The organism is Streptosporangium sp. CA-135522 (genome assembly GCF_050949235.1).
Classification (GTDB): Bacteria; Actinomycetota; Actinomycetes; order Streptosporangiales; family Streptosporangiaceae; genus Streptosporangium.
Genome location: NZ_CP192026.1, coordinates 7,084,493 through 7,103,720, shown reverse-complemented (window position 1 = coordinate 7,103,720; position 19,228 = coordinate 7,084,493). Strand labels below are relative to the sequence as shown.

The following is a 19,228-nucleotide window of genomic DNA, read 5'->3' as shown; positions in this document are numbered from 1 at the left end:
TGTGCGGGTTCACCATTCGCTGAACGCGTTTCTGTAAATGTTGGAATATTTTATGATTTGTATTTCGCCGAAGGCGGCTCGGCGCACGCTCCAGGCCCCGAATCGGCGATGTTCGGGACCGAGGCCCGGCGATGCCGGGGCTCCGCCTCTAGTGCGGTGACCGCACGCCTCCGCCGTGTCCGAGGTCGCTCACGGTGCCGGTACGGCGCGGGACGACACCGGCTCGATCGGCGCCGGTGTGCGATGCGTGACCCGGTGAACGTTCGTGGTCACCGCTAGCCGGATGGCGGGGTGATGACGGTGAACCTGTCGCAGTAGGTCTCACCCCAGGCGGGACCTGGCGGCGGGGGAGGCGGGGTGAGGATGCACTTGGCCTGGGAAAGTGTGCCGCCGGAGGTCAGCACGGTGACCAGCAGGCTGCTGAGAGGGGTGGCCGCCTCGGCCAGCGAGACGCCGATCACGCCCGCCGGGTAGCCCGGCACGGACGTGAGGCTGTGCCATGCTCCCGGCGGATCTGTCCGGGGGTCCCGGATCCACGTGACGCCGTCTGCGGCATAGGCGGTGAAGTTCGTGTCGAATGGCGGGAAGGTAAGTGAGACGAGCGCCGTAGCGGTGCCCGAAGTCGATTCGGTCGTGCCCGCCGGCCCGGGGACGCCCTGTGGCCCGCGAGCGCCCGCCGGCCCGGGGACGCCCTGTGGCCCGCGAGTGCCCTGCGGACCGTGGGCGCCCTGTGGCCCGCGCGGCCCGCTTTTTCCGCGCGAGCCCCGGCATCGCGTGATGCGGAGCTCCTCGTCGCAGAAACCGGGCCGGCAGCACCGGTGCGCGGCGCAGAAGCGGTGCCGGCAGCACCGGTGTCCCCCGTGGCAGCTCCAGTGGGAGCCGGGGACGGCGCCGACCTCGCTCGACCGGCGGGCGGCGGATCCGCCGCCCGCCGGCCCGGCCGTCGCCGTATCCGGAAACCCCAGAACCCCGCAGGCCATGGTCAGCGCGATCGCCTTGGTCAGCAGACGATGAAAAATCACTTATATCCCCCTGTGCCAAAAAATTGGCTTTTTCTGGTCACCGTCCTGTGAACGGTGCGAGCGGGAGATACCCCTTCAGAGAAGTGGAGATTCCGGGGCGGAGTTGCGATAGAGGCAAATATATGACACTACGGAACAAAGCCCGTCCATTTGGCCCTGATCTTTCAGGGCGTCGATGCATTTGACGATTATGCACCGTTACGATCTCATTTGGTGGCGTTGAAGGGTGTCGCCACGAAAGGCGGGAGCCATGCTGAAAAGCGCGTTTCCCTACGGTTGAGCACCTGCTGGACTAGCACGGGGGATTTGCTCGGGGCGAAGTGAACCCACCCCTCGCCGACCGCGGTGCCACCGTTCACGTAGACGGCGGTGATCTCATGCGCCCCTCTGGTCAGCTCCGAGGTCGTGAAAACGGCATGGCCCGAGCGGTCGAGCATCGCCGATCCGATGACGGTGGGGCCGTCCTTGAAGAGGACCTTGTTGGTGGGGGAGACGCCGTCCTCGTTCCCCGTCACCGTGGCGATGAAGTCGACCGGTTCCCCTCTGCGGGAGGGATTCGGCGAGGAGGTCAGCGTCGTTTCGGTGGGCGGGTCCATCGACGCGTCGACGCGGGTGGCCGGCAGGACGGGGGTGCCGTCGACGGAGACCGTGCCGTTGATGGCCATCGCGCGGCCGTACATGGCCGTGCCCGTGCTCACGTCGACGGAGTTCAGCGCCAGGACGTTCCCCCGGAAGGTGGAGTAATTCCCCAGGGTGGCGTCGGTGTCGACCTGCCAGATGACGTTGTCGGCCTGGGCTCCGTTATTGAAGTCGATGTTGCTGACCCTCGCCGTGTCCAAGGAGGTGGCCTGGAAGATGAAGGTCGCCTCCGGGTCTCCCTCGGCGTCGAGGGTCAGCGTCCCGGACAGCTCGAACTCGCCTCCGGGGGTGTCGTAGACGCCGGGGGGCAGGGTCGTCCCGCCGAGCTGTGCGGGCAGGGTGGCGGTGGGTGTGCGCCCGGCGGCGTCGTTGTACGCGGCGGCCGCGGCGGCCATCTCCCTCCTCGCCTCGGCGTTGTCCACCTCGATGGACCCGCTCACCGAACCGGGGGGGAATCCGACCACGGAGCTCCCCGGGCTCACCGCGAGATCGCCGGTGACGGAGGTGATGTTGGTGCCGATTATCGAGGTTCCCGCCATGACCGCGCACTCCTCGGACTCGCCGAGTCTCACCGGCGGCACGATCGCGCTCTTAACGCGGGGGGCGCTCGCGCCGGGAGGAGCGCTCGCGCCGAGAGAAGGAGTGGAGGGCGCGCCCATGGCGAAGATTATTGAGAGAGTCGCGGCGAATCGGAGAATGTGAGAGTAGCGGGTATATATCATATATATATCCTCCTGTTCGCAATGAATAACAATGGTGCGCGTTAATAATCGTCACCTTACTGGGGGGTCGTGAATGCCTTGCGGAACGACACGCCCATGTCGCTGTCGAATCGGTGCTGCGAAACGCCCGACTCATACAGTCGGGTCATATCTCATTTCGAAGTGACGGGGGTCCTGATATGAGAGAGAAGCTGGTCGTTGTCGGCCAGGGTTACGTCGGCCTGCCTTTGGCGATGCGAGCGGTGAACGCGGGATTCGACGTCGTGGGAATAGACCTGGACGAGTGGCGGGTCAAGCGTCTCAATGCCGCCGAGTCCTACGTGGAGGACGTCGGTGACGAGCAGCTGTCCGCGGCCCACCGCTCCGCCCGTTACCGGGCGAGCACCGACTACGCCGACGCCGCGGGCTTCGACGTCTGCGTGATAACCGTGCCCACGCCTCTCCGCGAGGGAGCCCCCGACCTGCGCTACATCGGCTCGGCCGGGGAGTCCCTGGCTCCGCTGCTGCGGCCGGGCGCGACGGTGATCCTGGAATCCACCACCTATCCCGGAACCACCGAGGAGTACCTCCTGCCCTTGTTGGAGGAAGGCTCCGGGTTGCGTGCTCCCGAGGACTTCTTCCTGGGCTACAGCCCCGAACGAATCGATCCGGGCAACTCCCGGTGGCGTCTGGAGAACACGCCCAAGGTCGTGTCCGGAATCGACGAGGCCTCCTTGGAGAAGATCCGGACGTTCTACGGACGGATCGTGGAGGAGGTCGTCGCCGTCTCCTCGCTGCAGGTCGCCGAGCTGTGCAAGCTTCTCGAGAACACCTTCAGGCACGTCAACATCGCCCTGGTGAACGAGCTTTCGATCTTCGCGCAGCAGCTCGGGATCGACGTCTGGGAGGCGATCGACGCCGCCTCCACCAAGCCGTTCGGCTACATGCGCTTCACCCCCGGGCCCGGTGTCGGCGGCCACTGCCTGCCGATCGACCCGTCCTACCTTTCATGGAAGGTCAAGCGCAGCCTGGGACACAACTTCCGGTTCGTGGAGCTGGCCAACGACATCAACGACCACATGCCCGACCACGTCGTCCACCGGCTGATCCTCGGGCTGAACCGGCAGTGCAAGCCGATCAGGGGCAGCCGGGTGCTCCTGCTCGGGCTCGCCTACAAGAAGAACGCGGGGGACTGCCGCGAGTCGCCGGCGATCGAGGTGGCCAGGGCCCTGAGCAAACTGGGCGCGGACGTGGGGGCCGCCGACCCGCACGTAGACGACTTCCTGCTGCCCCCGGGGATCGAGCTCGTCGAACCGACGAACAAGGAGCTGGCCCGGGCGGACGCGGTCGTGGTCCTCACCGACCACGACTGCTTCGACTACGAGTTGATCGAGCGGGAGAGCACCTTCGTCTTCGACACGCGCAACCGCTGCCGGGGTCCCAACGTCGAGCGGCTCTGAGCCGGCCGTCAGCCGGTCCCGCCGCCGGCCTGCGGGCGGCCCGGCGGCGGGACCGGCGCCGGGCCGGACCCGGTGGATCACGACCCGGTGGGTCACGTGCCGGTGGATCACGACCCCATGACGCGGGCGATCAACTCCTCGACCTGAGTGTTGAGTTTGGCGCCGCGCGGCCAGCCCGCGTAGTGGGTCAGGAAGATCACGATCTCGCGGAGCTCGTCCGGGGTGAGCCCCCCGGTGCGCAGCGCCGCGTCCAGTTGGAGCCCGATCGCCTCGTCCATACCTTGCCCGAGGAGGAGGCCCAGCAGGAGCAGCCGCCGGTCCCGCACGCTCAGCCCGTCCCTGGACCACACCTCGGCGAACAGATGCTCCACGGTCATGCCGAAGAAGTCACCGGGGCCGTCACCGACCTGGTCCCAGCCATAGACCCGCTTCATGATCTCCAATCCGCGGGCTCGGCGGTCGGGAGTGGCGTCGTTCGCGTCATCGTTCATGAGGGCACTCCGAGTCCGTCGGCCAGCCGGTCCAGGGCGAGCGCGGCGGGAGGCGTCCCGACACCCCTATCCCTGGCCGTTGCGGTGACAGGGATAGTTCCTTCTGGCCAGTAGTCCTGACATGTATCAATATGTCGTGCTAGAGATCATTAGACGTTACAGATTCTGTCATCCTCCCTGACATGACGGTCCCCGGCGCGGCCGAGCCGCTCCAGCCTTCGTCGCATATCTCTCGCCGATTCGAAAGTCACAGGTTCGAAAGTCACACGAAAGGGGTTGCGTCCGGGTTGCGCCTCTCTCCGGGCGCGTCATCCGCGTCCACCCCCTCGCCTGCGTCCACCGACCGGCCTCTCCACGCGCAGGGGCGCCTCCGGCTCGACCTCCAGCAGGGTGATGTGCGCGCCGCGTGGCATGGAGATCACGGCCAGCACGGCCGCCGCCACGTCGCGAGGTTCGAGGAAGCGGTCATGCCTGGCCAGCCCGAACCTGACCCAGTCGTCCAGTACGGCCTGCAGGACCTCCGCCGGCCAGGTGGACCCCATCCCTGACAGCGTCGGCCCCGGCCGCAGAATCGACGCGCGGACCCCGGTGCCCTCCAGCTCCATCTGCATCGCCCGTGCCAGGCCCTCGACGCCGTTCTTGGCGGCGACGTAGGCCCCCATCCGGGGGCGCGGCAGCCGTACGACATCGGAGCTGACGAACACGATGTCGCCGCGCCGCCGCGTCGCCATCGCCGGCGCCACCTTGGCCACGAACCGCTGGGTGCCCACCAGGTTGAGCTGGAGCTGTGCCTCGAAGTCAGGGGCGGCGGTCTCGTAGGCGTTCTCCGGCGTCACCTCACCCGCGCACGTCACCACCACCTCCGTCGTGCCCAGAGCCTGCTCGGCCTTGGCGACGAACAGGGAGACGGACTCATCGGAGGTGACATCCAGTGCCAGTGCCACCGCCTCGCCGCCGTCGGCGCGGATCTTCGCCGCCAGTTCCTCGCAGAGCGCGGTACGGCGTGCTCCCAGCGCCACCGGATAGCCGGCCGCCGCCAGCCCGACGGCCACGGCCGAACCGATGCCCGAAGAGGCCCCTGTCACCAGCACCGGCCGCCGGTCGAGATGGGGGACGGCTTCGGGCATGGATGACCTCCAAGGCGAGGCGGCCCGTCCCCGCCCGCGCGAACGCGCCGCAGAAGGCCGGTCCGAGGGTGTGCGGGGCGGAGCGGGGGAGAGCGGCGATCTCGCGTACGGTCTCGGCCCGCCGTCGCGGCGGCCGGCTCCCAGGCGCCTGCGTGGTCGTGCGCATCGATGCTCCCCGTAGCCGGATGCCTTTCCGGAAGCTAATTCAACCGGCGGCGCTTGCCTAGACCCAAGTTCCGCGCGGTCCGCAAGGCCCCGGACCGTAAACGGTGCCTTCGCATGAAGGCACGATACGGGCGGGACGCCGTTCAGGCGATCACCCGAGTGTTTCCGCAGCTTCACCGCTTTCCTCTGTAACAAGTGAAGACAACTTACCGCCAAGATTTGGTCAAGATTTCCAATATGGCTGAGCCCTGAGAGGAGAGGGATACTCGAAAAACGGGCACGACTAACTTGTCGGTCCGTAAAGCGGAGGTACAGCCCTGGTGAAAAGATCAAGGGCCAGGTTCGCCGTGGTCTCGGCGGGGGTGACCCTCGCCCTGGTCGGCGGGCTGACCGGTTGCGCAGGTACGGAGTTCACCTACGTCCGCCACGACGACGGGCGGACATATTTCAAAGTTCCGGCGACCTGGCGACAGGTCGACCAGAAAGCACTGGAGAAGGCGACCACCGGAGAAGATCCCGAATCGGCCACCGCTCAGCTGCGCAGACAACTCGTCTGGTCGATCGCCTACGACGCCCACACCGAACCCTCCGCCGAACACCTCCTCGGTTACGGCACCGGGGACGAGCCGTTCGTCTTCGCCCGGGTCACCAAACTGCTGCCGCAGGAGCGGGACGCGGTCTCCCTGAACGGCATGCGCAACTCCGTCATCCCCGTGACCGAGTCGCTCCGCAAGGAGTACACGCAGGTTCCCGGTTACCCGTTGACCGATTTCGAACTGCTCGCCGACGACGTGCTCCAGCCCGAGGACGGCCTGCGCGGGGTGCACGTGCGGTTCAACTACACCGTTCAGGGCGCCGGCGTGCAGACCTTCGACCTCACCTCCTACCTGGCCGGGGACGGCAAGCAGGTCTCCACCCTGCTCATCCGCTGCTCGGCGGCCTGTTACCGCAAGCGCGCCGCCGAGCTCGACGGGATCGCGCACTCCTTCAAGGTCAAGCGACTCACCGGGTGAGGAGAAGCCCGCACATGACGCCACCCCCACCGTCCCCGAGTTTCGAAGGCCTGCGCGCGCCCGGCTCCGGTCCGACCGATCCGCACCCCCACACCCGTAAGCGGATGCCGTTCTGGGACCGGGCCAAGTTCGTCCTCGTCCTGGTGGTCATCTACTTCGTCCTGGTGTGGAATGAGATGGCCTCCTACGAGGGCATCATCAGCGTCCGGGACGCGACGATCAGGGTCGCGGCCGCCGCGCCGTGGATTTTCTGGCTGCTGGGCGCCGAGGCGCTGCGGCAGCTCCACTTCTTCGTCAGCGAGCGCTCCGCCGGATACCACCGTTTCTGGACACGCGGTGTGTTCGGCGGCTTCGAGCGCTGGACCCACCGCCGCTTCTCCGACTGGAACCGCTTCAGGATGGCCCGGGCCGTCAAATGGCTGTTCTGGGTCGCGGTGCTCGCCCTGGTCCTCGGCGAGGTGCTGGAAACCTCCCCTGCCCTGGCGCTGTTCCAGGCCCCGGCGCTGCTGTGGCAGGCGCTGCCGTACGTGGCGCAGCTCGCCTTCGCGTTCTTCTTCGTCGCCTTCCAGTTCATCGGCCTGTTCTGGCTGCTGTCGCGGGGCGGCGTGGAGACCTACTTCCCCGACGACATCAAGACCCGTTTCACCGATGTCTGGGGACAGGACCACGTGGTGGAGCGGGTCAAGGAGAACATCGTCTTCCTGGAGAAACCCGACGAGATCGAGGAGCGCGGCGGGTACGTGCCCAGCGGGCTGCTGCTGTGGGGACCGCCCGGCACCGGCAAGACCCTGATGGCCGAAGCCGTGGCGGGGGAGACGGGCAAGCCGTACGTCTTCGTGGACCCCGGCGCGTTCGTCAACATGTTCATGGGCGTGGGCATCCTGAAGGTGAAGGCGCTGTTCCGCAAGCTCCGCAAGCTCTCCCTGCGCTACGGGGGTGTGATCGTCTTCTTCGACGAGGCCGACTCCCTCGGACGCCGCGGCTCGCTGGCGCAACAGGGGCCCAGAGGCGGCCCCGGCTTCTCCGCGCACGCGGGCGGCTGCCACGGCTTCACCTATCTGGCCGAGGAGAGCCAGTGGTTGCTGACCCGCAGGGGCGCGCGGGAGCGGCAGGAACCCGTCGCGGGCCGCAGCCGCTTCTTCATGGGCGGCAACATGGGCGGCGGAGGCGGCGACCCGGGGACGTTGCAGGCACTGCTCACCGAGCTGTCGGGTCTGAAGAAGCCCCGCGGCATCGTCAACCGCCACGTCCGAAGGCTGCTCGGCATGCGGCCCAAGCCGCCGCCCAGATACCGGATCCTGGTCATGATGGCGACCAACATGCCCAACTCGCTGGACGAGGCGCTGCTGCGGCCCGGCCGCATCGACCGCATCTACAAGGTGGGCTACCCGTCCAAGGCGGGGCGGGTCCGCACCTACCGGGGCTACTTCGACAAGGTCGACCACGACCTGACCGACGAGCAGCTCGACAAGCTGGCCACGATCACCCCCTACGCCACCGGCGCCACGATCAAAGACCTGGTGAACGAGTCGTTGATCACCGCGATCCGCGACGGCCGCGAGGTCATCACCTGGTCGGACGTGACCAGGGCCAAGCGGCTCAAGCAGCTCGGCCCACCGGAGGACGTGGAGTACATCGAGCGTGAGCGGCACGCGGTCGCCGTGCACGAGGCGTGCCACGCCGTGGCCGCCTACCGCACCCGCTACCACCTCGAAATCGACATCGCCACGATCGAGAAGGGCGCCGACTATCTCGGCATGGTCGCGAGCATCAAGCCCGAGGACCAGTTCACCCGGTGGAAGTCCGAGCACGAGGCCGACATCATGGTCTCGCTCGCCTCGTTGGCCGGGGAGCGGATGTTCTTCGCCGAGGACAACTCCTCCGGCGTCTCGGGTGACCTTTTCTCGGCCACCTACCTCACCGCGCTGATGGAGGCGCACTGGGGCATGGGGCGCGGGGTGACCTCGGTGCCCGCGCTACAGGAGCTGGAGATCATGGGCGGCAAGTCGATGCCCAAGCCCGGCGGCACCGGGGGGATCGGCTTCACCAGGGCTCCGGGCGGCGGGCAGGCACTGGCCCCCGACGTGCTGGGCGAGCGCATCGAGTACAACCTGGTCCGCCTGCTCGAGGCGACCGAAGGGCTGCTGAGGGAGCATCGGCGAGAGGTGCTCTGCCTGGCGCACGCGCTGGAGACGCACAAGACGCTCAACGGCGACGACGTGATCGCCGTCCTGGAGCATCGGCGGGGACCACTGGTGGACGGCTCGATCTACGCCTCCGACGAGTTCTACGCCGAGATCGAGGAGTATCACCTGGAGGCGGCCCGGGCGCATCGCGAGCACAGCCACGTGGCGCGGGACCTGCCCGTGCCGCCGGCCCTGCCTCGTCTCGAACCCGCCGCTGCGGTCGTCCAGGGTTCCGTCCAGAGGCCCGTCCAGGGGCATGTCCAGGGGTCGGTCGTGGCGGGCAACGGTCACGCCTCCTCGCTGCCGGCCACCACGGGGCCGACGGGCGCGGCCGAACCGGCCTTCGTACCGTGGGAGGACGGGGGAGCGGGTGAGGACGGGAACGGTGAGATCCGGGCACCCTGGTCGTCGGCTCCGCCGTCTTCGTCTCGACCCGATGTCCTGTCTCCGCCCGGTGTCTTATCTCCGGCTGATGTCCTGTCTCCGCCTGATGTCCTGTCTCCGCCCGGCGTCCCGGCTCCGCCGCGGAGACGGCGGCTGCGGACGACACCGCTGGTCGTGGTCAGCCTGGCCGCGCTGGCGGCGTTCACGCTGCTCGGCGTCTACGTGCTCAACGGCGGGACGATGATGGCGGGCCGGGCCGGGGACGCACTGGGCTCCGCCACGCTCCTGGTGGTGTTCGTCGCCGTGGTGGCGGTCATCGTGGGGGTCGGTGTCGCCTTCGCGGTGATCCGCGGCGGTCAGGCCGCTCGGACCAGAGCCGAGGCGCAGCGGGATCGTGCCGTGGAGCGGGCCCAGCTCCTGGCTGCGGCGATGGATCCCGAGATCGCGATGCGGATCCTCGGCTACCGTGGCACCGACGACCCGAAGGCCCGCTGAGGGGCGCCCCGCCGGTGTCTCCGGCGCGGACGTCTCCGGGGGAACCGGTGGCCCGGTTCCCCCGGGAGACGTCTCAGCCGAACTCGCCGTCCTTCACTCCGCCGACGAAGGCGTCCCACTCGCGCTGGGTGAACGCCAGCGCCGGACCGTCCGGGTTCTTGGAGTCACGGACGAGGTAGAGCTCGTCGGCGTCGGCCTTGTGTCCGGCCAGGGCCGGGTCACCGGGCACGATCGCCACTTCGACGCAGTCGCCTCCGTTGGTGCTGCGACTGCTCTTGCGCCACACGACGCTGGACAGATCCATTGTGGATCCCCGCACTCTTTTCTCCTTCCCCTGCTTCCTACGGTTGGTTGGAACAACTCTTCGCCATTTGGGCGATGAAGGCGGTCGATGCCTCCGCGCCGAGAGCCAGTGCCGTCAGGCTCCCGAACATGAGGGTGTATCGGCGCACCTCCTCCGGGTCTTCCGGCACAAGCCCGCTGGCGGCCTGTTCCAGGTAGACGAGGTCGGGATCTTCGGGCTCGGGGAAGCTGAGCAGGCAGAACTTGCCGTCCATCGCGGCGTGCGCGCCGGCGGAGAACGGGATGACCCGGATCTCCACATTCGGCAGCCTGCCGAGATCGAGCAGGTGTTCCAGCTGCTCCCGCATCACATCCGGACCGCCGACCTGACGCCGGAGCACTGCCTCGTCGAGAACCGCGACGAGTTGGATCGGATCACCGGGGCCGTGCAGCAACTGCTGGCGCGAGATGCGCACGGAGACCTTCTCATCCACCGCTGAGGGGGCGTGCGTGAGGGCGGTCGCCTCGATGACGGCGCGTGCGTACGATTCGGTCTGCATCAGGCCGGGGACGACCAGCGGCTCGTACGAGCGCACCACCGACGCCTCCGCCTCCAGCCCGATGTAGGAATCGAAGCCGGGTTTCAGCGCCTGCCGGTGGCGGTGCCACCAGCCGCGCTTGCGAGCTTCCCTGGCCATCTGGATCAGGGACTCCCGGGCCTCCCCGGTCACGCCGTACACATCGGTGAGGGCCGCCACATCGGAGGGTTTGGGACGGGTCAGTCCCGTCTCGTATCTCCAGACGGTGGTGTCGGTGGAGCCGATGCGCTCGGCCACCTCCATTCGCGTCAGCCCGCTGTTCTCCCGAAGGCGACTCAGTTCCGCCATCAGACGGCGATGCCGGGCCGTGGGACTGCGCCGGGAAGCCATGCACCTACCTCCGTCCTGGGAAGGAAACTGTGGAATTTCAATATGAGCTATTGAAGTCCCTGATAGAACAGTTCACCGTGAGTGAGTGTGCCATCTCGGAGCGCGATGTGCATGTGAATGTGCATGTCGGGGAGTGAGGCCAATCATGACGCTCGAGCAGCCGACGGCTCCGCCTCGATCGACGGTCACCCTGCGGGGCGTGCCGGAGTCGGTGTCGGCGGCCCGCCGCCGGGTCAGGGAGCTCCTGGGGGAGGGGCATCCCGCCTCCGAGGACGTCGTCCTGCTGGTGAGCGAGGTGGTGACGAACTCGGTGGTCCACTCGTGCTCGGGCCGCGGCGGCAGGGTGGCGATGACCGTGGCGGTGGGCTCCGGCACGGTGCTCGTGGAGGTGTCCGACGCGGGGTCGGGGGTGTCGGCGCCACACGTGCGCAACGACCCCGACGCGGAGAACGGGCGCGGGATGTTCCTGGTGGACCTGCTCGCCGCCCGGTGGGGAGTCCGGGATGACTCCGGCGGGCTCAGGACCCTCTGGTTCGAGGTCTCTTTCTGAGCCGAGGTGACTTTCGCCTCTCCGAGGATGAAAGCCATACAAGCCCGAATTTTTGGGCCTGGGCGAATCGACATCCTTGCCTGACTCTCAGTGCAGGCGCGCGACAAACCCCCTAGCGCGCGCGTCCGAGGAGGGCACAGGTGAGACGCCGTCTGATCGTGATGGTGGCGGTCCTGGCATTGTTGTGCGTCGGCATCACCGGGGCGGCGGCCTCGGCCGAACCGCCGCCGAACGGCCAGTACAAGGTGCAGGGCCCGAGCAACTCCCAGCAGCGAAGCGCGGTGGCGGCCACCGGAGCGGCCATCGACCAGGTCGACTCCGCCTCGATCGTGGTCACCGCGACCGCGGCCGAGGTCGCCGCGATCAGGAGACTGGGCTACACCGTCACGAAGCTTCCCGCGTCCTTATCCCGCAACGCGCAGGCCTTCGACTTCCCCCCGGCCGACTCCGGCTACCACAACTACGCCGAGATGACCGCCGCGATCGACCAGATCGTCGCCGACCATCCCGCGATCGCCCGCAAGACCAGTTACGGCACCTCCTACGAGGGCCGCGACCTGATCGCCGTCAAGATCAGTGACAACGTCGGCACGGACGAGAACGAACCCGAGGTGCTGTTCACCCACCACCAGCACGCCCGGGAGCACCTGACCGTCGAGATGGCGCTCTACATCCTCAATCTCCTCACCGACGGCTATGGCACCGACAGCAGGATCACCTCCCTGGTGAACTCGCGCGAGGTCTGGATCATGCCGGATCTCAACCCCGACGGCGGCGAGTACGACATCGCCAGCGGTTCCTACCGCTCCTGGCGCAAGAACCGGCAGCCCAACTCCGGCTCGTCCTACGCGGGCACCGATCTGAACCGTAACTGGGGCTACCGGTGGGGCTGCTGCGGCGGCTCCTCCGGCTCCACCTCCAGTGAGACCTACCGAGGCTCGGCCGCCGAGTCGGCGCCCGAGGTCAAGGCGGTCGCCGACTGGGTGCGCGGCCGGGTGGTCGGCGGTGTTCAGCAGGTCAAGGCGAACATCGACTGGCACACCTACGGCGAGCTGGTCCTGTGGCCCTACGGCTTCACCAACGCCGACACCGCCCCCGGCCTCACCCAGGACGACCACGACGCCTTCGCGGCCCTCGGCCGGAACATGGCCTCCACCAACGGCTACACCCCCGAGCAGTCCAGCGACCTCTACATCACCGACGGTTCGATCGACGACTGGATGTGGGGCGCTCACAAGATCTTCAGCTACACCTTCGAGATGTATCCGACCGGCGCGTCCCCCGGTTTCTACCCGCCCGACGAGCAGATCGTCCCGCAGACGACCCGAAACAAGGAGGCCGTGCTCCGCTTCCTGGAGTACTCCGACTGCGTCTATCGGATCATCGGCAAGGAGTCGCAGTACTGCGGCACCGGCACCCCGCCGGTGACGGTCTACTCCGACACCTTCGAGACGGCGACCGGCTGGACCGCCAACCCCGCCGGCACCGACACCGCCACCCTCGGCCAATGGGAACGCGGCGTCCCCCAGGCCACCACCTCCAGCGGCGCCAAGCAGCTCGCCACCCCCGTCAGCGGCAGCAACGACCTGGTCACCGGCCGCCTGGCCGGCACCTCCGCCGGCGACCACGACATCGACGGCGGCACCACCACCATCCAGTCCCCGGCCATCACCCTGCCGTCGGGCGGCCCGCTCAAGCTCGGCTTCTCCTGGTACCTCGCCCACGGCTCCAACGCCTCCAGCGCCGACTACCTGCGCGTGAAGGTCGTCGGCTCCACCACCACCCAGGTCTTCCAGCAGCTCGGCGCGGCCACCAACCGCAACGGCGCCTGGGCCACCGCCGAGGCCGACGTCTCCGCCTTCGCCGGCCAGAGCGTCCGCATCCTCGTCGAGGCCGCCGACGCCTCCACCGCCTCCCTCGTCGAGGCCGCGATCGACGACGTCAAGATCACGCAGCAGCCGTGACCGTGCCGGGCGCCCCGTACCGCGCGGGGCGCCCGGTGGGTCAGGCCCGGCAGATCAGCTCGCCGTGGAGCAACGACAGCCAGCCGTCCGGCTCCGCGGCCCAGGCCTGCCATCCGCGGGAGATGCGGCGCAGGTCGTCGTCGGTGGCCACGCCCGAGGCCAGCGCCTGGCGGGCCATGTCGGATTTCAGGATCCGCTCCGCCCACATGCCGCCCCACCAGGCGCGATCCTCCGGCGTCGCGAAACACCAGGTCGAGGAGGTGGCGGAGACGTCGGTGAAACCGGCCGTGCGGGCCCACGACAGCAGGCGCCGTCCGGCGTCCGGCTCGCCGCCGTTGGCTCTGGCGACCCGCTGGTAGAGGGCCATCCACTCCTCCAGCTCGGGCGGCTCGGGAAACCAGGTGAAGGCGGCGTAGTCGCTGTCGCGGACCGCGACGACCCCGCCGGGCTTGCAGACCCGGCGCATCTCCCGCAGGGCCTGGACCGGATCGCCGACGTGCTGCAGCACCTGGTGGGCGTGCACGACGTCGAAGGTGTCGTCGGGGAACTCCAGGGCGTGCACGTCGGCGACGAAGAACTCGATGTTGGTACGGCCGCGCCGCTCCGCCTCCGCGCGGGCCAGCGCGACCGCCTCCTCGGTGATCTCGATCGCGGTGACCACTCCCGGGGCGAGCCGCTCGGCCAGCTCGGCGGTGATGGTGCCGGGTCCGCAGCCGACGTCCAGCAGCGCCGCCCCCGGCCGCAGGTGCGGCAGGAGGTAGGCGGCCGAATTCTCCACGGTGCGCCATCGGTGGGATCGCAGCACGGAGTCGTGGTGCCCGTGGGTGTATACGGCGTTCTTCGCTGCCATGGAAGACCACTCCTTCGGTCGGGTGGGGCAACCGTAACATTCATCTCATATAGTAAGAGAAAATGTCTCACTATGTGATCTGACAAATTCCCGCGGTCCCGCTTATTGCCGTCATACGTAACCGCGCTCACACTCAGGTCGGGTATCGGTGTCACGATGGGAGGGGTCCTCGTGCACGAAGAGTTCAGCACTCGCGAGATCTGGCCGCTGGAATGCCTGCACTGCCGGCACGTCTGGCAGGAGGAATATCTCGTCCGCCGGTCGACCGACGGGCACGGCCACGACGTCGTGCTCTGGACGCGGTCCGGCATTCTGGTCCAGCCGCCCTGGTCGGGGCTGAGCTGTCCCGGCTGCGGTGACAGCAGCGTGAAGGCCTTCCCGGCGGGGGACCGCTCGCACCGCGGCGTCGCGACGGGCGCCCCCGTCCCGCTCGCGGTCGCCGAGCCCGGTTCCGCGCCGCCCCCGGTCGCCGATCCGGGCTCCGATCCGAACGCCGCGCCGGAGGCGACTCCGGAGCCCACGCGGGTCCCGGTGTCCTCGACGGTCGGCGTTGCGGCGCGCAGGGTCCGCGTGCGTGCGGGAAAGGTGCGCGTGCGGGTGAAGATCCCGGCCCGGGGCCGTCACGCGCCGCCCATCCTGTTCTACGCCCTGGCGGGGATCGCGTTCCTGCTTCTGGCGGGCTTCGAACTCGTCGGGCACGTCGTCACACATCACTGAACCCGCCGGACCCGGCGCACCCGTCGGATCAACCGGATTCGACGAGTCCGTGGGGGATCGCGCCGCAGCACGCGACCCCCCACGAGTCCCGGCCGGCCTGATGGCCTTCCAGGCGGGTGACGGTCTCACACGAGCCGTGGGGATCCCCCGGGTACGGCGTGCGGACCGGTGGACAGGGCGGCGTGGCCGGGATCCCGTCACGGCCGGCCCCGGCCGTGACGGGATCCCGGCCACGGCCGGGACGGTCCGGCCCCCTCCGCCGGGACCGTGCCGGCCGTTGCGCCGCCTTCTCCAAGAAGGGGCATGCCGCGATCATGATGGGGAGAACCCCCCGCTATGGCAAAGTCAGAGCCGGAAGTCCATGTCCGGGATGATTTCTGCGACGTCCATCTGGGCCTTCTGGAGCTTGCCGGAGTAGTCCCAGTTCATCGCCTGCCAGCGGGTGAACTGATCGAGCACCCACATCCCCGACTGGCGGCTGCCGTTGCCGGACTTGCCGTTCCCGCCGAAGGGCAGATGGGCCTCCGCGCCGGAGGTGGAGTTGTTGACGCTGACCATGCCCGCGCCGATGCCCGCGCGGAACCGGAAGGCGGAGGCGGGGTCGGTGGTGTAGATGGAGGAGGAGAGCCCGTAACCCGGCCGGTTGGCCAGCTCGACGGCCTCCTCCAATGTGGAGAAGGTGGTCACGCCCACGATCGGGCCGAAGGTCTCCTCCAGGAACAGCCGGTCGCCGGGGCGCACGCCGTCCACGACCACCGGGTGGTAGTAAAGCCCGCCATCGCCGGAGAAGTCCGCGCGCGGGTTCTCCGCGGTGATCTGGCCGGTCGGGCCGGAGACGACCGTGTGGTGCGGCTGTATCCAGTCCAGATACTCCTCATATCGTGAGGCGAACCTGCGGTCGAGGAGCGGCCCGCACAGCACGTCCCCCGCGGGGTCGCCGATCGCCGCGTCCGCCACGGCGCGCGTGTAACGCCGGAGGAACTCGTCGTGGACGCTCTCGTGCACGATCACCGTGCCGAGCGAGGTGCAACGCTGTCCCGCCGTGCCGAATCCGGCGAACAGCGCGCCCTCCACGGCCAGGTCCAGGTCGGCGTCGGGCATGACCACCATCGGGTTCTTGCCGCCGAGTTCCAGGCAGGGCGACTGCAGGTGCCGCCCGCACAGCTCGCCGATCCGCCGGCCGACCTCGGACGAGCCGGTGAAGCCGACCTTGTGCACCGTGCCTTCGGCCAGCGCCGCCCCAAGGCCCTCGAACGTCGCCGAACCATCGGCGAGCACGAGGTTCAGCACGCCGTCGGGCAGCCCGGCCGCGGCGAACAGCCGGTAGAGCGCGTGCGCCGAGGCCGCGGCGTACTCGGCGGGCTTCCAGACGACCACGTTGCCACACAGCAGCGCCGGGACGAGATACCAGGACGGCACCGCGACCGGGAAGTTGCCGGCCGTGATCACCGCGGCCACGCCCACCGGGACCCGGAAGGTGAACAGGCTCTTGTCCGGCATCTCCGAGGGCACCGTCTGCCCGTAGAGCCGCCGCCCCTCTCCGAGGAAGAAGTCACAGGTGTCGACGATCTCCCGGACCTCGCCCAGGGCCTCGGCGTACGGCTTGCCGATCTCGCGGGTGACCAGGCGGGCCAGCGACTCGGCGTTGGCCTCCACCAGCCGCCCGATCGAGGCGATCACCCGCCCCCGGACGGGCGCGGGCACCCGCGCCCACTCCTGCTGCGCCTCGAAGGCGGTACGGCAGGCGGAGGAGAACGTCTCCGCGTCGGCCAGCCCGACCCGCGCGACCACCTCGTCCACGCGCGCCGGATTGATCGAGTCGTAGGCCCTGCCGTTGGGCGCCTGCTTTCCGCCGATGACGGAGACGATCTCGTGGGTCACCGTTGACCTCCTCGTATGGCTTGTAACCGTATTCTCTCCGCAGATGAGGAGATCGTCACGTCATGCGGAAGTCGGCGAAGTCGAAGCCGGGGGAGACGACACAGCTCACGAGCACCCCTTCGTCCCCGGCGGGGCGGGCGGCCTGCCAGATTCCGCCGGGCACCAAGGCCTGCGGGAGCTGTCCCTCCTCGACCAGCGGGCCAAGGATCACCGTGCTCACCGGCTGGCCGTCGTGCCCGCCCAGGGTCAGGATCAGCGGACCGCCCCGATGCCAGAGCCACACCTCGTCGGAGCGGACCACGTGCGGGCGCGACTCCTCACCCGGTTCCAGCAGGAAGTAGATCCCGGTGGCGGTGGCCCTCGTCCCGCCGTAGCCGGCAGGGGCGACGTCGACCGAGGTCTTCCAGGTCTCCCGGTACCAGCCGCCCTCGGGGTGGGGCAGCAGGTCGAGGGTCTCGGCGAGCGGGGGACGGGCGGGTGCGGTCATCGGATCTCCTTCGGCGATACTCCGCCTTCAGCCCGGACGCTGAAGCGGGAGAGCTCACGGACGAGCGTGGCACCCCTGCCGCCGAGGAGGGGAGGGGCGCCACCGCACCGAATACTAGGGAAGGATCACCCCTTGAGCGCTCCGCCGAGAAGACCGGAGACGAACTGGCGCTGGAACAGCAGGAAGACCAGCGCCAGCGGCAGCGTGGCCAGGAACGCGCCCAGCATCAGCCCCGCGTAGTCCACATGGGACAGGCCGATCAGATGGTTCAGCGCCACCGGGACGGTGAACCGCTCCTCGGAGTTGAGCATCAGCAGCGGCCAGATGAAGGCGTTCCACTGGCCCATGAAGGTGAAGATGACCAGCGCGCCGAGCTGGGGCCGTACGCACGGCAGCACGATCCGATAGAAGATTCGCAGATCGCCCGCACCGTCCAGGCGGCCGCTCTCCAGCAGCTCGTCGGGAAAGTCCAGGAACGCCTGGCGCATCAGGAAGATGCCGAAGGAGTTGGCCAGGAACGGCACGATGACCGCCTGGTAGCTGTCCACCCAGCCGATGCTCGCCATCATCTGGAACAGCGGGACCAGCAGCACCTGGAACGGGATCATCATCGTCGCCAGCACCACGCCGAGCAGCACTCCCCGCCCTCTGAACCGGTATTTCGCCAGGCCGTAGCCGCACATCGCCGACACCAGCGCGCTGAGCACCGTGTAGACGAGCGCCGTCCAGACGCTGGTGGCCATGACCCTGGAGAAGTGGATCGTCTCCTCCAGGCGGGCGAGGTTGGCCATCAGCTCGGCACCCGGCAGGAAGGGCGGGGGAGAGGCGAACAGCTCGCCGCCGTCATGGGTGGCCGCCACGACCATCCAGTAGAACGGGACCACGCTGACCACCGCGCCCGCCGTGGCCAGGAGCCACACCAGGACCCGCTTCACGAGCGCTCCCTTCCGAAGTAGCGGAACTGCAGGTAGGACAGCCCGCCGATGATCAGCACCACGACCCAGGCGATGGCCGCCGCGTAGCCGAAGTCGAACTGCCGGAAACCGACCTGGTAGAGGTAGAGGATCGGGGTGAGCGTGGCGTCGGCGGGGCCGCCGCCGGTCAGCACCAGCGGCTCGTCGAAGAGCTGCAGTGTGCCGATCGTCGAGGTGATCGAGCAGAACAGCACCACCGGGCGCAGCTGCGGCAGGATCACCAGCCGGAACGCGGTCAGCGGCCCGGCGCCGTCGATCGCCGCCGCCTCGTACTGCTCGCGGCCGACGGCCTGCAGCCCGGCCAGCAGGATGATCGCGTTGTAGCCCGCCCACCGCCAGGTGATCGACGCGATCAGCGCGACCCTGGCCCAGAAAGGGTCGTTGAGCCAGTCCACCTGCACGCCCAGGACCTGGTTGACCGCACCGCCCTCCGTCTTGAGCAGCACGCGGAAGACCACGGCGTAGGCGACCAGAGTCGTCACGGCGGGCAGGAAGTAGGCGGTGCGGAGCGTGGCGCGAAAACGCAGCCACGACTGGTTGAGGACGTAGGCCAGCACCAGGGCGAGGCCGATCATGACGGGGACCTGGACGACGAGGATCAGCGCGACGTTGGCGAGCGAGCGCAGGAAGGACGGGTCGTCCAGCATGCGGATGTACTGGTCCGCCCCGGCCCACTCGACGACCCCGCCGTCCGTCGTCTGCAGGCTCTGCACGAACGACGCGGCCAGCGGGTAGGCGAAGAAGACCAGCAACAGCGCGGCCGCGGGGCCCGCGAAGACCCATGGGATCGTACGGCTGCGCCGGGCCGCCGGAGGCGTCGCCCGGCGAGCCGGTGAGCCGGGCGTGGTGCCGGACGCTGCGCCGGCCGTGGTTCCGGTCGTGATGCCCGGGGTGGGGGGTGCCATCGGGGA

Annotated in this window: 17 protein-coding genes; 6 read left to right on the top strand and 11 right to left on the bottom strand. The window is 68.7% G+C overall.

Features of this window, described 5'->3' with window-relative positions; all coding sequences use genetic code 11:
* Positions 1–275: 275 nt before the first annotated feature.
* Together ACQPYK_RS33820 and ACQPYK_RS33815 are read right to left on the bottom strand one after the other, a co-directional pair.
* The gene (locus tag ACQPYK_RS33820) at positions 276–482 is read right to left on the bottom strand and encodes a hypothetical protein (RefSeq protein WP_433240075.1); all 207 of its coding nucleotides are present in this window, start codon (positions 480–482) and stop codon (positions 276–278) included.
* A gap of 746 nt (positions 483–1,228) precedes the next feature.
* Complete coding sequence (locus ACQPYK_RS33815; RefSeq protein WP_433240072.1) at positions 1,229–2,320, bottom strand: ice-binding family protein; 1,092 nt, start codon at positions 2,318–2,320, stop codon at positions 1,229–1,231.
* Positions 2,321–2,562: 242 nt separating this feature from the next.
* Here ACQPYK_RS33815 and ACQPYK_RS33810 point away from each other — a divergent pair, with 242 nt between their 5' ends.
* Positions 2,563–3,822, top strand: coding sequence for a nucleotide sugar dehydrogenase (locus tag ACQPYK_RS33810; protein ID WP_433240069.1), 1,260 nt, complete (start codon positions 2,563–2,565; stop codon positions 3,820–3,822).
* 107 nt (positions 3,823–3,929) lie between these two features.
* Here ACQPYK_RS33810 and ACQPYK_RS33805 read toward each other — a convergent pair whose 3' ends face one another.
* Both ACQPYK_RS33805 and ACQPYK_RS33800 read right to left on the bottom strand, forming a co-directional pair.
* Entirely contained in the window at positions 3,930–4,313 is a 384-nt protein-coding gene (locus ACQPYK_RS33805) for a carboxymuconolactone decarboxylase family protein (protein ID WP_433240066.1), read from the bottom strand.
* Positions 4,314–4,621: 308 nt separating this feature from the next.
* Positions 4,622–5,440: an SDR family oxidoreductase gene (locus ACQPYK_RS33800; RefSeq protein ID WP_433240063.1), complete on the bottom strand. Its 819-nt coding sequence runs from the start codon at positions 5,438–5,440 to the stop codon at positions 4,622–4,624.
* A 485-nt stretch (positions 5,441–5,925) separates the two neighbouring features.
* Here ACQPYK_RS33800 and ACQPYK_RS33795 point away from each other — a divergent pair, with 485 nt between their 5' ends.
* Both ACQPYK_RS33795 and ACQPYK_RS33790 read left to right on the top strand, forming a co-directional pair.
* Entirely contained in the window at positions 5,926–6,618 is a 693-nt protein-coding gene (locus ACQPYK_RS33795) for a hypothetical protein (RefSeq protein ID WP_433240060.1), read from the top strand.
* Between the two features lie 14 nt (positions 6,619–6,632).
* On the top strand, positions 6,633–9,683 hold the full coding sequence (locus tag ACQPYK_RS33790; protein WP_433240057.1) for an AAA family ATPase: 3,051 nt from the start codon (positions 6,633–6,635) through the stop codon (positions 9,681–9,683).
* A 73-nt stretch (positions 9,684–9,756) separates the two neighbouring features.
* On the opposite strand, the gene ACQPYK_RS33785 is transcribed toward ACQPYK_RS33790, so the two are convergent.
* Both ACQPYK_RS33785 and ACQPYK_RS33780 read right to left on the bottom strand, forming a co-directional pair.
* Positions 9,757–9,987: a DUF397 domain-containing protein gene (locus ACQPYK_RS33785; RefSeq protein ID WP_433258991.1), complete on the bottom strand. Its 231-nt coding sequence runs from the start codon at positions 9,985–9,987 to the stop codon at positions 9,757–9,759.
* A gap of 37 nt (positions 9,988–10,024) precedes the next feature.
* Positions 10,025–10,852, bottom strand: coding sequence for a helix-turn-helix domain-containing protein (locus ACQPYK_RS33780; protein WP_433240054.1), 828 nt, complete (start codon positions 10,850–10,852; stop codon positions 10,025–10,027).
* Positions 10,853–11,039: 187 nt separating this feature from the next.
* Here ACQPYK_RS33780 and ACQPYK_RS33775 point away from each other — a divergent pair, with 187 nt between their 5' ends.
* Both ACQPYK_RS33775 and ACQPYK_RS33770 read left to right on the top strand, forming a co-directional pair.
* Positions 11,040–11,444, top strand: a complete 405-nt coding sequence (locus ACQPYK_RS33775) for an ATP-binding protein (protein ID WP_433240051.1) — start codon at positions 11,040–11,042, stop codon at positions 11,442–11,444.
* Between the two features lie 140 nt (positions 11,445–11,584).
* Positions 11,585–13,408: a M14 family zinc carboxypeptidase gene (locus ACQPYK_RS33770; protein ID WP_433240048.1), complete on the top strand. Its 1,824-nt coding sequence runs from the start codon at positions 11,585–11,587 to the stop codon at positions 13,406–13,408.
* Between the two features lie 40 nt (positions 13,409–13,448).
* Here the strand turns inward: ACQPYK_RS33770 and ACQPYK_RS33765 are convergent, their stop codons facing one another.
* On the bottom strand, positions 13,449–14,258 hold the full coding sequence (locus tag ACQPYK_RS33765) for a class I SAM-dependent methyltransferase (protein ID WP_433240045.1): 810 nt from the start codon (positions 14,256–14,258) through the stop codon (positions 13,449–13,451).
* Between the two features lie 171 nt (positions 14,259–14,429).
* Between ACQPYK_RS33765 and ACQPYK_RS33760 the strand changes: the two genes are divergently transcribed.
* Positions 14,430–14,975: a hypothetical protein gene (locus ACQPYK_RS33760; protein WP_433240042.1), complete on the top strand. Its 546-nt coding sequence runs from the start codon at positions 14,430–14,432 to the stop codon at positions 14,973–14,975.
* Positions 14,976–15,320: 345 nt separating this feature from the next.
* Here the strand turns inward: ACQPYK_RS33760 and ACQPYK_RS33755 are convergent, their stop codons facing one another.
* From ACQPYK_RS33755 to ACQPYK_RS33740, 4 genes are all read right to left on the bottom strand, one after another.
* Entirely contained in the window at positions 15,321–16,856 is a 1,536-nt protein-coding gene (locus ACQPYK_RS33755) for an aldehyde dehydrogenase family protein (RefSeq protein WP_433240039.1), read from the bottom strand.
* A 55-nt stretch (positions 16,857–16,911) separates the two neighbouring features.
* Positions 16,912–17,343, bottom strand: coding sequence for a cupin domain-containing protein (locus tag ACQPYK_RS33750; RefSeq protein WP_433240036.1), 432 nt, complete (start codon positions 17,341–17,343; stop codon positions 16,912–16,914).
* A gap of 125 nt (positions 17,344–17,468) precedes the next feature.
* On the bottom strand, positions 17,469–18,278 hold the full coding sequence (locus tag ACQPYK_RS33745) for a carbohydrate ABC transporter permease (protein ID WP_433240033.1): 810 nt from the start codon (positions 18,276–18,278) through the stop codon (positions 17,469–17,471).
* Positions 18,275–19,222 (bottom strand): carbohydrate ABC transporter permease, encoded by a 948-nt coding sequence (locus tag ACQPYK_RS33740; RefSeq protein ID WP_433240030.1) that lies wholly within the window; start codon positions 19,220–19,222, stop codon positions 18,275–18,277. Before ACQPYK_RS33740 ends, ACQPYK_RS33745 begins: the two co-directional genes overlap by 4 nt.
* Positions 19,223–19,228 lie beyond the last annotated feature (6 nt).

Coding starts and splice junctions, on each gene's coding strand:
- ACQPYK_RS33805 (WP_433240066.1), bottom strand. CDS start 4,313: ATGAACGATGACGCGAACGACGCCACTCCCGACCGCCGAGCCCGCGGA.
- ACQPYK_RS33765 (WP_433240045.1), bottom strand. CDS start 14,258: ATGGCAGCGAAGAACGCCGTATACACCCACGGGCACCACGACTCCGTG.
- ACQPYK_RS33775 (WP_433240051.1), top strand. CDS start 11,040: ATGACGCTCGAGCAGCCGACGGCTCCGCCTCGATCGACGGTCACCCTG.
- ACQPYK_RS33790 (WP_433240057.1), top strand. CDS start 6,633: ATGACGCCACCCCCACCGTCCCCGAGTTTCGAAGGCCTGCGCGCGCCC.
- ACQPYK_RS33750 (WP_433240036.1), bottom strand. CDS start 17,343: ATGACCGCACCCGCCCGTCCCCCGCTCGCCGAGACCCTCGACCTGCTG.
- ACQPYK_RS33800 (WP_433240063.1), bottom strand. CDS start 5,440: ATGCCCGAAGCCGTCCCCCATCTCGACCGGCGGCCGGTGCTGGTGACA.
- ACQPYK_RS33740 (WP_433240030.1), bottom strand. CDS start 19,222: ATGGCACCCCCCACCCCGGGCATCACGACCGGAACCACGGCCGGCGCA.
- ACQPYK_RS33780 (WP_433240054.1), bottom strand. CDS start 10,852: ATGGCGGAACTGAGTCGCCTTCGGGAGAACAGCGGGCTGACGCGAATG.
- ACQPYK_RS33810 (WP_433240069.1), top strand. CDS start 2,563: ATGAGAGAGAAGCTGGTCGTTGTCGGCCAGGGTTACGTCGGCCTGCCT.
- ACQPYK_RS33815 (WP_433240072.1), bottom strand. CDS start 2,320: ATGGGCGCGCCCTCCACTCCTTCTCTCGGCGCGAGCGCTCCTCCCGGC.
- ACQPYK_RS33785 (WP_433258991.1), bottom strand. CDS start 9,987: ATGGATCTGTCCAGCGTCGTGTGGCGCAAGAGCAGTCGCAGCACCAAC.